The 12,784-nt window shown below is 66.2% G+C and carries 10 protein-coding genes and 1 pseudogene; 1 reads left to right on the forward strand and 10 read right to left on the reverse strand.

The genetic code is table 11. The features are described 5' to 3' along the window. Window positions 1–120: 120 nt before the first annotated feature. From KHO18_RS14630 to clsB, 5 genes are all read right to left on the reverse strand, one after another. Window positions 121–1,320, reverse strand: a complete 1,200-nt coding sequence (locus KHO18_RS14630; protein ID WP_211943436.1) for an acetyl-CoA C-acyltransferase — start codon at window positions 1,318–1,320, stop codon at window positions 121–123. A 21-nt stretch (window positions 1,321–1,341) separates the two neighbouring features. Beyond that, window positions 1,342–3,768 (reverse strand): 3-hydroxyacyl-CoA dehydrogenase/enoyl-CoA hydratase family protein, encoded by a 2,427-nt coding sequence (locus KHO18_RS14635; RefSeq protein ID WP_211943431.1) that lies wholly within the window; start codon window positions 3,766–3,768, stop codon window positions 1,342–1,344. Between the two features lie 85 nt (window positions 3,769–3,853). Continuing rightward, complete coding sequence (locus KHO18_RS14640; protein ID WP_144197188.1) at window positions 3,854–5,641, reverse strand: acyl-CoA dehydrogenase C-terminal domain-containing protein; 1,788 nt, start codon at window positions 5,639–5,641, stop codon at window positions 3,854–3,856. 88 nt (window positions 5,642–5,729) lie between these two features. Further along, a complete protein-coding gene (locus KHO18_RS14645) occupies window positions 5,730–6,320 on the reverse strand; it encodes a TetR/AcrR family transcriptional regulator (RefSeq protein ID WP_092291837.1) in 591 nt (196 codons plus the stop codon). A 379-nt stretch (window positions 6,321–6,699) separates the two neighbouring features. Further along, a complete protein-coding gene (clsB, locus tag KHO18_RS14650) occupies window positions 6,700–8,031 on the reverse strand; it encodes a cardiolipin synthase ClsB (RefSeq protein WP_244844808.1) in 1,332 nt (443 codons plus the stop codon). A 93-nt stretch (window positions 8,032–8,124) separates the two neighbouring features. On the opposite strand from clsB, the gene mobB reads away from it, so the two are divergent. After that, the gene (mobB, locus tag KHO18_RS14655) at window positions 8,125–8,634 is read left to right on the forward strand and encodes a molybdopterin-guanine dinucleotide biosynthesis protein B (protein ID WP_144197186.1); all 510 of its coding nucleotides are present in this window, start codon (window positions 8,125–8,127) and stop codon (window positions 8,632–8,634) included. A gap of 10 nt (window positions 8,635–8,644) precedes the next feature. On the opposite strand, the gene KHO18_RS14660 is transcribed toward mobB, so the two are convergent. From KHO18_RS14660 to KHO18_RS14680, 5 genes and pseudogenes are all read right to left on the reverse strand, one after another. Then, window positions 8,645–9,403, reverse strand: coding sequence for an endonuclease/exonuclease/phosphatase family protein (locus KHO18_RS14660; protein WP_177219860.1), 759 nt, complete (start codon window positions 9,401–9,403; stop codon window positions 8,645–8,647). Continuing rightward, window positions 9,400–9,873: a dihydroneopterin triphosphate diphosphatase gene (gene nudB / locus KHO18_RS14665; RefSeq protein WP_144197185.1), complete on the reverse strand. Its 474-nt coding sequence runs from the start codon at window positions 9,871–9,873 to the stop codon at window positions 9,400–9,402. The genes KHO18_RS14660 and nudB overlap by 4 nt, the downstream gene beginning before the upstream one ends. Before the next feature lie 47 nt (window positions 9,874–9,920). Next, entirely contained in the window at window positions 9,921–10,838 is a 918-nt protein-coding gene (locus tag KHO18_RS14670; RefSeq protein ID WP_211943432.1) for a hypothetical protein, read from the reverse strand. Between the two features lie 154 nt (window positions 10,839–10,992). Further along, window positions 10,993–12,471 (reverse strand): T6SS phospholipase effector Tle1-like catalytic domain-containing protein, encoded by a 1,479-nt coding sequence (locus KHO18_RS14675; RefSeq protein WP_244844809.1) that lies wholly within the window; start codon window positions 12,469–12,471, stop codon window positions 10,993–10,995. Window positions 12,472–12,473: 2 nt separating this feature from the next. Continuing rightward, window positions 12,474–12,784 (reverse strand): annotated as a pseudogene (locus tag KHO18_RS14680) (DUF3304 domain-containing protein); the annotation flags it as partial.

Raw genomic sequence — 12,784 nt, forward strand, 5'->3', positions numbered from 1 at the left:
TATCAAGCGTTCCAGTGTGTGGCTTCTCCGCATCCATCGCACTACGTTCTTCACCTGATCAGAGGGTTCGGGACAGCCCACCCGCCGGGCTGTCCCGGTGGCGCGCTGCCCGTGGCGCGTTTAAACGCGCTCGAAGATACCGGCGGCGCCCATGCCCGTGCCCACGCACATGGTCACCATGCCGTACTTGAGATTGTGGCGACGCAGCGCGTGCACCACGGTGGCCGAGCGGATCGCGCCCGTGGCACCGAGCGGGTGGCCCAGCGCAATCGCGCCGCCCATCCGGTTGACCTTGGCCGGGTCCAGCGCCAGGTCACGCATCACCGCCAGCGACTGCGCGGCGAAAGCCTCGTTCAGCTCGATCCAGTCGATCTGGTCCTGCGTCAGGCCCGCCGCGCGCAGCGCGGCCGGAATCGCTTCCTTCGGGCCAATCCCCATGATCTCGGGCGGCACGCCGCGCACCGCGAACGACACGAAGCGGGCCAGCGGCACGAGGTTGAACTGCTTGAGGATCTTTTCCGAGACCAGGATCAGCGCGCCGGCGCCGTCCGACGTCTGCGAACTGTTGCCGGCCGTCACGCTGCCCTTGTTGGCGAACACCGGGCGCAGCTTGCCCAGGCCTTCCAGCGACGTGTCAGGGCGCGGACCCTCGTCCAGCGAGATAGTACGCGTCTTGACGCCGACCTGACCAGTGGCGAGGTCCGGGAACTTCTCGGTTACCTCGATTGGGGTAATTTCATCGGCAAACTCCCCGGCCTGCTGCGCGGCCATCGCCTTCTGGTGCGACGCCAGCGAGAACGCGTCCTGGTCCTCGCGGCTGACCTTCCACTGGGTGGCCACCTTCTCGGCGGTCAGGCCCATGCCATAGGCGATGCCGACGTTCTCGTCCCGCGTGAAGATCGACGGGGACATGGACGGCGTGTTGCCCATCATCGGCACCATGCTCATCGATTCCACGCCGGCGGCGATCATCACGTCCGACTCGCCCACGCGAATGCGGTCCGCGGCCATCGCCACGGCCGATACGCCCGAGGCGCAGAAGCGGTTCACAGTGATGCCGCCCACGGTGTTCGGCAGGCCGGAGAGCAGCGCGCCGATGCGCGCCACGTTCAGGCCCTGCTGGGCTTCGGGGATGGCGCAGCCCACGATGGCGTCCTCGATCAGCGCCGGGTCGAGGTTGGGTACCTGCGCCACGGCGGCGCGCAGGATCATGGCGAGCAGGTCGTCAGGCCGGGTGTTCCGGAACGCGCCCTTGGGGGCCTTGCCAATTGGCGAACGGGTGGCCGCGACGATGTAGGCGTCTTGCAGTTGTTTCATGATGTCGGTTCCTATTCTGGCCTGTTAGTTGCGCACGGGCTTGCCGGTCTGCAGCATGCCCATGATGCGCTCCTGCGTCTTGCCCGTGCCGAGCAGCTCGATGAAGGCGCGGCGCTCCAGCGCCAGCAGCCAGTCCTCGCTGACCAGCGAGCCGGCCTCCACGTCGCCGCCGCACACGGCCTCGGCGATGCGCGTGGCGATCAGGAAATCGTGGGCCGAGATGAAGTTGCCGTCGCGCATGTTGACCAGCGACGCCTGGATGGTGGCGATGCCCGAGCGGCCCGCCACCGGCACCAGCGCGCCGGGCACCGGCGCACGGTAGCCGGCGTTGGCCAGCGCGCGCACTTCGCTCTGCGCCACGTACAGCAGTTCGTGGACGTTGAAGACGATGGTGTCGGTCGGCTGCAGATAGCCGATCTGCTGCGCATCGAGCGCCGAGGTGGACACCTTCGCCATCGCCGCCGCCTGGAAGCGGTTGGTCAGGAATTGCAGGTAGTTGGTGCTGCCCGCCGCCTGCGCCGCACGCGCGGCAGCCAGCGCTGCCTCCTTGAGGCCGCCGCCGGCCGGGACCAGGCCCACGCCCACTTCCACGAGACCGATATAGGTTTCGAGCGCCGCCACGCGTTTGGCCGAATGGAGCATCAGCTCGCAGCCACCGCCGAGCGCGATGCCCGACGCCGCCGCCACCACCGGCACGGCCGAATACTTCACACGCATCATGCCGTCCTGGAACTTCTTGACGAACGGCTCGATGCCCTTGGCGCCGCCCATCATGAACGCGGGCATGGCAGCTTCGAGGTTGGCGCCGGCCGAGAACGGACCGCCGGGCGCGCCCAGCTGCAGCGAGGTCGGCTGCCACACCACCAGGCCCTTGTAGCCGGCTTCGGCCAGGTCGATGGCGCGCGTCAGGCCGTCGATCACATCGGGCCCGATCGTGTTCATCTTGCTCTTGAAGGACACCACCAGTACGTCGTCGGCGCCGGCGCTGGTCCAGATGCGCACGGCATCGTTCTCTTCGACAGTCTTGCCAGCCTTGCGTGGATCGGCCGCGTCAGTGCCGCGCAGCGCCGCGCGGAACACCTGGCGCTGGTACACCGGCAGTTCGGCGCGCTGGACGAACGAGCTGGTCGCCGGCGACCAAGAACCCTTGGCGCCATGCACGCCCTGGTTCTCGGCCACGGCGCCGCTGAACACCCAGGCGGGCAGCGCGGCGTTCGACAGCGCCTTGCCTGCATCGACATCTTCCTTGACCCACTCGGCCACCTGCTTCCAGCCGGCGGCCTGCCAGTCCTCGAACGGGCCCGAGTTCCAGCCGAAGCCCCAGCGGATGGCCAGGTCCACGTCAGCCGCCGAACCGGCGATCTGCTCGAGGTAGACGGCGATGTAGTGGAACACGTCGCGGAACACGCTCCACAGGAACTGCGCCTGCGGGTTGGTCGATTCGCGCAGCAGCTTGATGCGCTCCGCCGGCTCCTTCTTGAGCATGCGGACCACGATCTCCTCGGCCTTCTTGCCCGACTCCACGTACTGGCCGGTCTTGGCGTCCAGCACCTTGATCGCCTTGCCTTCCTTCTTGTAGAAGCCGGCGCCGGTCTTCTGGCCCAGCGCGCCCGCATCGACCAGCCCCTTCAGCACGGCCGGCGTCTGGTAGACCGGGGCGAACGGGTCGTTGGTCAGATTGTCCTGCATCGTCTTGATCACGTGCGCCATGGTGTCCAGGCCCACCACATCGGCGGTGCGGAACGTGGCGGACTTGGCACGGCCCAGCTTGGAACCGGTCAGGTCGTCGACGACATCGAACGGAATGCCGAACTTCTCGGCCTCGGCGAACACGGCCAGGATCGAGAAGATGCCGACACGGTTGGCGATGAAGTTCGGCGTGTCCTTGGCGCGCACCACGCCCTTGCCGAGCGTGGTGGTCAGGAAGGCTTCCAGGCGGTCGAGGATCTCGGGCTGCGTGGTGGCCGTCGGGATCAGTTCCACCAGATGCATGTAGCGCGGTGGATTGAAGAAGTGCACGCCGCAGAAGCGGGACTTCAGGCCGGCGTCGAAGCCGTCGGACAGCGCGGTAATCGACAGCCCCGAGGTATTGGTCGCGAAGATCGCCTGCGGGGCCAGGTGCGGGGCCACCTTCTTGTAGAGGTCGTGCTTCCAGTCCATGCGCTCGGCGATGGCTTCGATCACCACGTCGCACTCGCCCAGCAGGGCGATGTCATCTTCGTAGTTCGCGGCGCGGATCAGGCCGGCCTCATCCTTGATGCCGAGCGGCGCGGGCGAGAGCTTCTTCAGGTTCTCGATGGCGCGCAGGGCGATGCCGTTCTTGGGGCCTTCCTTGGCGGGCAGGTCGAACAGCACCACGGGCACACGGGCGTTGACCAGGTGGGCGGCAATCTGCGCCCCCATGACGCCGGCACCCAGCACGGCGACTTTCTTGACGATGAAATTGGACATGCGCGCTCCTCGGTCTGTGAGCGTTGAGAGGATGTGAGGTACGGGCAGGCGCGGCGGCGGATGGCCGCACGCGCCTGCCGGCAAATCAGAACAGGTCGGCGTCCAGCGCCATCAGCGTGGCCGAGCCGGCGCGCGCCTTGCGGATCTCCGCGGCGGTTTCCGGCAGCAGCTTGGCGAAGTAGAACCGCGCCGTGGCCAGCTTGCTGGTGTAGAACTTGTCGCCGCTGCCCTCCTTCTCGAGCGCGAGCCTGGCCATGCGGGCCCAGAAATACGAGAACACCAGGTGCCCCACCACGCGCAGGTACGGCACGGCGGCCGCGCCCACTTCGTCCGGGTTGCCCATGGCCTTCATACCGATTTCCATGGTCAGCTTCTGCACCTTGTCGCCAAGGTCGGCCAGCGGGTTCACGAACTCCTGCATCGCCTCGTTGGTGCCCTCTTCCTCGACGAACTGCTGCACGATCTTGCCGAACGCCTTCATCTTGGCGCCCATGTCGCCCAGGATCTTGCGGCCCAGCAGATCCAGCGCCTGGATCGTGTTGGTGCCTTCGTAGATCATGTTGATGCGGGCGTCGCGCACGTACTGCTCCATGCCCCATTCGGCGATGTAGCCGTGGCCGCCGAACACCTGCATGCCCTCGTTGGTCGAGGCGAAGGCGTTATCGGTCAGGAACGCCTTGATCACCGGCGTCAGCAGCGCCACGAGATCGCCGGCTTCCTTGCGCACGGCGGCGTCGGGGTGCGACAGCTCGCGGTCGATCTGCAGCGCGGTCCAGTAGCTGAACGCGCGGCCGCCCTCGACATAGGCCTTCTGCGTCAGCAGCATGCGGCGCACGTCCGGGTGCACGATGATGGGGTCGGCGGGCTTCTCAGGCGCCTTCGGGCCGGTCAGCGCGCGCATCTGCAGGCGGTCCTTCGCGTAGGCCAGCGAGTTCTGGTACGCCACCTCGGTCAGGCCCAGGCCCTGGGCGCCCACGCCCAGGCGCGCGGCATTCATCATCACGAACATCGCGTTCAGGCCCTTGTTCGGCTCGCCCACGAGCCAGCCGCGTGCGCCGTCCAGGTTCATCACGCAGGTAGCGTTGCCGTGGATCCCCATCTTGTGCTCGATGGAGCCGCACTTGATGCCGTTGCGCTCGCCCGGGTTGCCGCTGGCATCGGGGATGAACTTCGGTACCACGAACAGCGAGATGCCCTTGGTGCCTTGCGGGGCGTCCGGCAGGCGGGCCAGCACCAGATGGATGATGTTCTCGGCCAGGTCGTGTTCGCCCGCCGAGATGAAGATCTTGGTGCCCGAGATCAGGTAGGAGCCATCGGCCTGCGGCTCAGCCTTGCTGCGCAGGATGCCGAGGTCGGTGCCGCAATGCGGCTCGGTCAGGCACATCGTGCCGGTCCACACGCCGGACACCAGCTTGGGCAGGTAGGTCTGCTTCAGTTCCGGCGTGCCGTGGGCATGCAGCGCCTCATAGGCGCCGTGCGAGAGGCCCGGGTACATCGTCCACGCCTGGCCGGCCGAGTTCAGCATCTCGTACAGCGCGTTGTTGATGATGATGGGCAGGCCCTGGCCGCCGAACTCGGGGTCGCAGGCCAGCGCCGGCCAGCCGGCTTCGACGTACTGCCGGTATGCCTCCTTGAAGCCCTTGGGCGCGCGGACCACGCCATCGCCCTCGTAGGTGCAGCCCTCGCGGTCACCGGGCTGGTTCAGCGGGAAGACCACGTCGGCGCAGAACTTGCCGGCTTCCTCGATAACCTGGTTGATGGTGTCCGCGTCGATGTCGGCGTGCGTCGGCATCGCCTTGAGTTCGGCTTCTGCGCCGAGCAGTTCATGGAGCACGAACTGCATGTCGCGCAACGGTGCGGTGTACTGGCCCATCAAAAACTCCTTGGAGGTTTGCGATGCCGCCACGTGCACGCGCCGCGCCGCCTGCAGGGAGGGGGCGAGACCGTTGCCGGGGGCGGCGTCAGGTACGGTAAGACTGAATCAGTTTGTTGAGCGCGACCATGGCAAGTTCGGCGCTGTCCGGCAGGCGCAGGAAACGGGCGTCGTGATGCAAGCCTAGTTCAAGGCTGTACATCTCGAACAGCATCGTGCGCGGATCGCAGTCCGCGCGCAGGTGCCCCTCCTCCTTGGCCTGGTCGATTGCGCGCATCAGCGCGGCCCGCCAGATCGTGACGCTCTTGACCAGCTCGTCACGCACCGGGCTTTCCGCGCGATCGTCGTACTCGACCGCCCCGCTGATGTAGATGCAGCCCGTGGTCACTTCCTGGATGCGCTTTTCCATCCAGCGCCGCACCATCGACCACAGGCGCGGCAGACCGCGCGGCTCGTGCAGCGAGGGGTAGAACACCTCCTGCTCGAACCGGCGGTGATACTCGCGCACCACTTCCACCTGCAGGTCCTCGCGCGAACCGAAATGCGCGAATACGCCGCTCTTGCTCATCTGCATGCGTTCCGCGAGCAGGCCGATGGTCAGCCCTTCCAGCCCGTCGCGGGACGACAATTCCAGTGCGGCATCGAGAATCGCCACGCGCGTCATCTCACCCTTGCGCAAGGGCGCGGGCGCGGCAGCGGATTCAAGACGGACTGACTGGTGTCGCATGATTTTCTCTCCGTTCTCGCAGCGCCCTTCTCCGGCGCTGCCTATGACCTGACTTTGCTTTGAACCTGGCATTGCGGCTGCCGTAATGCCGTGGCAAGCCGCGAATGCACGCAGTCTAAGCCAAAAAAGAACGGTCGTTCAGATTATTCTGGCGAGGCCGTTTGGCATCAAGCAATTAATTAGACCGGGGTTTCTAAACAGACGGTGCTGGCGCTGCGCTGACCACGCATTGCAGCAACGGCTTAAAACCGCCCGGCACCAGCGCGCGCGGGATGGCACGTGCGGCAGGGCAGCATGGTAACGCCACGCGCGCCGCCATGCGTCGAGGCGCTCAGTAGGGCCCCGTCACCCCGGCGATGACGACGCCGACGCGCAACACATAGTAGGCCGCCCAGTTGGCAAACCGGCGCAGGCGCGGCAGGCCCGCGTGCGCCTCCGGCACCACGCGCGCGCTGCGCTGGGCCATGGCGCGTTCCAGGTGCGCGCGCAGGTCGTTCGCGAAGTGGGTGTCGTAGACGGCCACGTTGGCCTCGCGCGCCAGCAGCAGGCTGAACGGGTCCATGTTGCTGGAGCCGACCGTCGCCCAGGTATCGTCGACCACGGCCACCTTCGCGTGCAGGAAGCTCGCCTCGTATTCGTAGATCTCCACACCCGCCTCGAGCAGGGTGGCATAGAGCGCATGCGTGGCGAAATGCTGGAGCCGGTACTCGACCACCCCCTGGAGCAGCAGCCGCACCCGCACGCCGCGCTCGCGGCAGGCCAGCAGCGCGCGGCGCATCTTGTGGCCCGGCAGGAAGTAGGCATTGGCCAGGATCACGTCCTGCCGTGCCGCGCCCAGCGCGTAGAGGTACTCGCGCTCGATCGTCCGGCGGTTGCGCAGGTTGTCGCGCAGCAGCAACGCGGCCGGCACGCCGGCTGGCTGTATGTTGCGCCGCGCCTGCCGGGCGGCCGTGGTCAGCGTCTCCACCTCGGCGAAGGCGGCGGCGGTCTCGCGCAGGCCGCGGCGCTGGGCAATACGGAACCAGAGCCGGGCGGACGCCAGCGCGATCTGCGCCACCAGGGGCCCGGACACGCGCACCGCGAAGTCGTAGCGCGGGCCGAGCTCGGGCAGATCGAGCGGGCCGTGGTTGTGATCGTCGATGATATTGATGCCGCCGACGAACGCCACGCTGTCGTCGATCACGGCCATCTTGCGGTGGAGCCGGCGCAGATGCCGGCGCGCGAACTTGAAGCCGCGCAGTGGCCGGTAGATCTCGAGCTTCACCCCGCCGGCCCGGAGGCGCTGTTGCAGGGCTTCGGGCATGTCGCCGGCGCCGAAGCCATCGACCACCAGCCGTACGTCCACGCCTCGCTGCGCTGCAGCGATCAGCGCCTCGCTGACGCGCTGGCCTACCCCATCATCGGCATAGATATAGGTCTCCAGCACGACGTGGCGGGTGGCCGCGCCGATGGCGGCGATCAGGGCGGGGAAGAAGGTTTCGCCATTGCGCAGCAGTTCCACGGCATTGCCGGGCACCGGATTGCCGCGCCGGCGGCCCCAGCGCAGCAGCGGCGTGCGAAGGGCGGCGCCAGCCGGCGCTGCCTTGGGGGGAATGGGCGGCGCCGGAGCCTGGGGCGTCGAGGCAGGTGTGGGGCGGTCGACCCGGTCGTAGATCCGTGACATGGCTTGATTATCGGATAACGGGCGGCTCCTGCACATCGCCCTGGCCAACTCTGCTATTGTCGGGCCATTGTGTGGCGGAAAACGGAAAGAATTGTGAAGGTATTCGGCATCGCCGGTGCGTCGGGCAGCGGCAAGACCACGCTGCTGGACCAGCTGATTCCCCGCTTCGTGGCCGACGGCCTGCGGGTAGCCGGCATCAAGCACACCCACCACGGCTTCGACCCCGACACCCCCGGCAAGGACTCCTGGCGCATGCGCGCGGGCGGCTGCGAGAACGTCGTGCTGGTCGGCGCGCGTCACCTGACGCTGATGCGCCACTACCCGGAATCGAAGCCGTCGCCCGAGATCAGCGAGGCGCTGGCCGTGCTGCCGCCCGAGACCGACCTGGTGCTGGTCGAAGGCTATAAATGGAGCGATTTCCCCAAGCTCGAGGTCTATCGGCCCGCCCACGGCAAGCCGCCGCTCTGGCGCGACGTGCCCGGCGTGGTCGCCGTGGCGACGGACGCCCCGGCCGAAGTCGCCACGCAGACGGCGCTGCCGGTACTCGACCTCGCCGACGCGGATGCCATCTACCGCTGGGTCCGCTCCGCGCTGAGCCTGTAACCCCCGGGCGCTACGCCTCGGGAATCGCCACCCGGCGGGCCAGTTCCGCCACCAGCGGCACATGGTCCGAACGCTCGGCCCATTCGCGGCCGGTCAGCGCCTGGGTGCGCTCGATCTCGAATCCCCGTACATAGATCCGGTCCAGTTGCCACCACGGCATATGGCTCGGGAAGGTGTGGATGCGCCCGCTCTTGGCGTGCGCCGACTCCACCGCGTTGAGCGTGTTGCAGATCTGGGCGTCGAGCCGATGGTTCCAGTCGTTGAAATCGCCGGCGATGACCAGCGGCGCATCGGCCGGCACCACGGCGCGCACGCGCTCCACCAGCGCGCTCGCCTGCCGCGCCCGGCTGCGCGCGAACAGGCCGAAATGCACGCAGATCAGGTGCGCTTCCACGCCGTTGATGTCCGCCACGGCGTGCAGCAGGCCGCGCTGCTCGAAGCGGTGATCCGAGATATCGAGATTTTCCGACATCAGGATCGGATGCCGGGACAGGATGGCGTTGCCGTGATGGCCGTGGTCGTAGACCGCGTTACGGCCGTAGACCGAATGCGGATAGGCATCCGTGGCCAGGTAGTTGAGCTGGGTGTGGTCAGGGTCGAACAATTCGGCGGCGACCAGCCGGTCATTGCGGTCCTGCACTTCCTGCAGGAAGACGATGTCCGCATTCATGGTCTGCAGGCCGGTACGCACATTCTGGATGCGCGGCTTGCCGCTGAATCCCTTCACGCCCTTGTGGATGTTGTACGTGACCACGCGCAGCTTCATCATGCCGCTCCCGAGGTCACATCGAGCCCCGCCGCCGCGCGCCAGGCCAGCTGGCGCACGGCTTCCGCATTGCTGCTGGAGAAGCAGCGCTCGGCGGCCTCCTGCCAGGGCAGCCACGCGTAGCGCAGATGCTCACGTGGCGCCAGCGTCACCGGGAGCGGTGCCGGCACGCACAGCCCGAACCAGTGCTCGGTGTTGCGTGCCACGCCAGGCGCGTAGCGGTGGCGCCACTGGGGGTAGATGTCGTACTTGATGGTGTGTTGCCAGTCGGTCAGGCTATGCGCGCTGGCGATGATGCCGGTTTCCTCGGCCACCTCGCGGGCGGCGGTCACTGGCAGGGGCTCATCCTCGGCGTCCAGGCTGCCGGTGACCGACTGCCAGAAGCCGGGCCGGTCGGCGCGCTCGATCAGCAGGACTTGCAGGTCTGGCGTGTAGATGACAACCAGCACCGATTCGGGAATCTTGTAGGGCATGGGGCGCGTTGGAAGGACAAACCCAAGGATAGCGCAATCCCCTCCGCTCAGGCCGCCGAGCGATCGGCGGCAGGTGCCGGCATCCCGTCTTCCGGCCTGGCGTGGCGCAGCCAGGTTTCGAAAACGTCCGGCGAGTCGCCATGGCCCCACGCCGAACGCAGTTGCTGCATCAGCGGCGCCAGCGCCTGCGTGTAGCGCTGCGAGGCCACGTGGGCATGCTCGGCGAGCGCATCGGTGCTCTCGCGCAATTGCGCGGCCAGATTGGCACGCTCCTGGCCGATGTCCTTCTCACGCTGTCCCAGCTGGTTGTATTTCTGAATCAGGAAGCGCTGGTAATCGCCCGCCTCCACGCCTTGCGCGGCCTGGGCGTTGACCTGCTCGAAGCGCATGACGATGCTGGCGGTCTCCTGTTCGACGTGGGCGGCTTCCGCCACCAGCGCCTGAAGCGCCTCCTGGAGCGTCAGCGCCTCGCGGCGATGGGTCTGGAGCCGGGCGGCTTCATCCTCGAACGTGCGCTGGGCGGCCAGGTAGGCCTGCACGACGGGCTGCGGGGCCACGACCAGCAGCGGGTCCGCACCGCCAGCACGCCGCCCGGACAGCAGCGCGTCCTCGGCCAGACGCAGGTTGCCAACATCCTCGAGCCAGCGCCCACGGGCCATGACGGTCGCCACGGTATCGAGCGACAGGCGGCGCAGCGCATCAGCGCGCTGGGCCGTGACCGGCTCGGCGCCATCGGGGCCTGTAGCAATGGGATGCGCCGTTTGCGCCGCATGGGCGATGTCGGGCACGCAGGCCGCCACCGTCGTCGCCACCGATTCGGACATCGCCTGCGCCGACTTGCGCACCGCGCGACGCAGCTCGAATTTCGCCAGCAACATCATCACCAGGCCGGCCACCAGCCACGTCAGGATGGTCTCCGCATGCGCCTGCAGGAACTGGCGGATTTGTTCGATATCGAGGTTCACAGATTCGTCCTCCCAGACGGCGCGGCACGGTTGATTATGGGTTTTTCAACCTAGGGAGACATTGTTGCGGGAGGCTTCGTTCCTATTCGTAACAAATGGAAACGAGATTGTTGGCGTTGGGGGGCGCAATCCCTGAGTAATGTCGACGTTTGTTTCAGTTCAGGCCATGGAAGCCATCGCCGAATTCAGCAGATGCTCTGCGCCGGAAGGCGCGCTCAGTTCTCGCGGCCTCAGATAACCGCTGTGGTCCACGCGCAGAAACCCCGCGCGCGAGTCGTGGATGTAGTGGTCGAACAGACGGAGCAGGCCCGGCGACAGCTTTGGGGGGATTCACCCAGGCTTCCCAGTAGGCGGCTTCCTCGTCGGATAGCGGCTGGTTCATCGGGCTGCGCGGACCGCCGGCCGCATCGATGGTGCGGTCGTATTCGCTGCGATTGGTCTTCCACAGCTCCGTCAGGTAACTGCGCCAGTTCATCGTGTCCACTTCGACCTTCAGGCGTTCATGAAACGCCTGAATGCGTTGCAGCTGCGCCTGTACTTCCGGGTCGGTCGAACACACGTTCGTGTAGATGTCACAAGGCTTCTGTTCGAAGCGCTCCTTCAACCAGCCATAGTAGAGGCGCATGTGTCTGAAGATCTGCGCCTCGAGCGTGCCGCCGGCATCGACATGGCTCATGTATTCGTCGAATAGCGCTTTGACGTCCTCGTCGTACTCAAACAGATCGTGGACATCCTTGGTGGCGAGCGACGGCGCAGTGAATGGCACGCCGCTGATGGCACCCTCCAGGCGCATGCGATTCAGTGCGATGCGCGCCAGCAGGTCGGAACGGGCCTGTTCGCCGGGGCGATAGCCGCCGCCGATGTCAGAGTGCACCCCGGGCCAGATCAGCTTTTCAACCGGCGCGCCGCCATCGTGCGCCCGTGTCAGCGGGAAGTAGGCCCGCATCTCGTGACCGGCCGCGATGTGAAAGCACCGTTCCACCTGATCGGGTACACGCATCCACATGTCGCTATTGAGGTTGTGCGTCGGCAGGCCGACAGACTCGACGGTATCGAACAGACCCAGAAACCGGAAATGCAGCGGCGCGGCTTCACCATCAGCTGCCGTCGGGCAAGGCCAAAAGGGCCGGCCGTGCCTCATCTCGCACTGCTTCAGCAGCCGGTTCACGAAAGCACGCGCAAGCGCCGCGCCGCGGGAGAAGCCGAATACGGCGATGTCGATGCGGGTGACTTTGTGGTTGGCTTTCAATCTATCTCGAAAATCTGCCTCGGCCAACGCTAATCGCGCATCGGCGCCCAATCCGGCTCCTCCGCCCAGTGTCTCGCTGTCGCGGATTTGTTCCCACCAACTTGGATCACTGGCGCCAAGCGGCGTGCCAACGCCCGGGTAGTAAAGCGCCACGATCAACGGTTCTTCATCAGCGACATGCCCCTTAAACAGTCGGGCGATGTTGGACTTCTTCTGCCGTGGTTTGTCCAACTCCAGATTGTTGCCGGTACCATCGAAAAAGAAGCTGAACCACGGCTTCTGCTCGCAGGTCGAGCAGGTCGTGAACTCTTCGTTGTGTAGCACCGTGGCGGTCTTGAGCGCCCGATGGAAAGTATCGTGGCTGTCGGTAAACCAGTCTTGCATCGTTATTCTCCCTTTTGGCGCATCACGCGTGGCCTACCAAAAAAAAGTCTGTCTATCCGTAGATTCTCCGGTCCGAGATCGCCGTCACCAGCGAGCAGTTCGGTCTCGACCTCATGGTCCGGAAAGAACCGGACAATCAGATAGCTCTGAAGCTTATAGTTTGGCTTTGGCATCACCCCTTTTACGTCAACATCCCGTGTATAGGTCTTCCACTTGGACCTGTCGTCCTGACGTCCGCCGACCTCCCATACAACCCTGATCGTCTGACCGACACCTGGCATCCGGGCGCAGCATCGCCGCCCACTGGTCCCAC

Source organism: Cupriavidus campinensis, from assembly GCF_905397395.1.
Taxonomy (GTDB): domain Bacteria; phylum Pseudomonadota; class Gammaproteobacteria; order Burkholderiales; family Burkholderiaceae; genus Cupriavidus; species Cupriavidus campinensis.

Bases quoted from the DNA above. Each gene is read 5' to 3' on its own strand.
- nudB (WP_144197185.1), bottom strand. From the start codon at position 9,873: ATGCCCTACAAGATTCCCGAATCGGTGCTGGTTGTCATCTACACGCCA.
- KHO18_RS14675 (WP_244844809.1), bottom strand. From the start codon at position 12,471: ATGCAAGACTGGTTTACCGACAGCCACGATACTTTCCATCGGGCGCTC.
- KHO18_RS14635 (WP_211943431.1), bottom strand. From the start codon at position 3,768: ATGTCCAATTTCATCGTCAAGAAAGTCGCCGTGCTGGGTGCCGGCGTC.
- clsB (WP_244844808.1), bottom strand. From the start codon at position 8,031: ATGTCACGGATCTACGACCGGGTCGACCGCCCCACACCTGCCTCGACG.
- KHO18_RS14640 (WP_144197188.1), bottom strand. From the start codon at position 5,641: ATGGGCCAGTACACCGCACCGTTGCGCGACATGCAGTTCGTGCTCCAT.
- KHO18_RS14660 (WP_177219860.1), bottom strand. From the start codon at position 9,403: ATGATGAAGCTGCGCGTGGTCACGTACAACATCCACAAGGGCGTGAAG.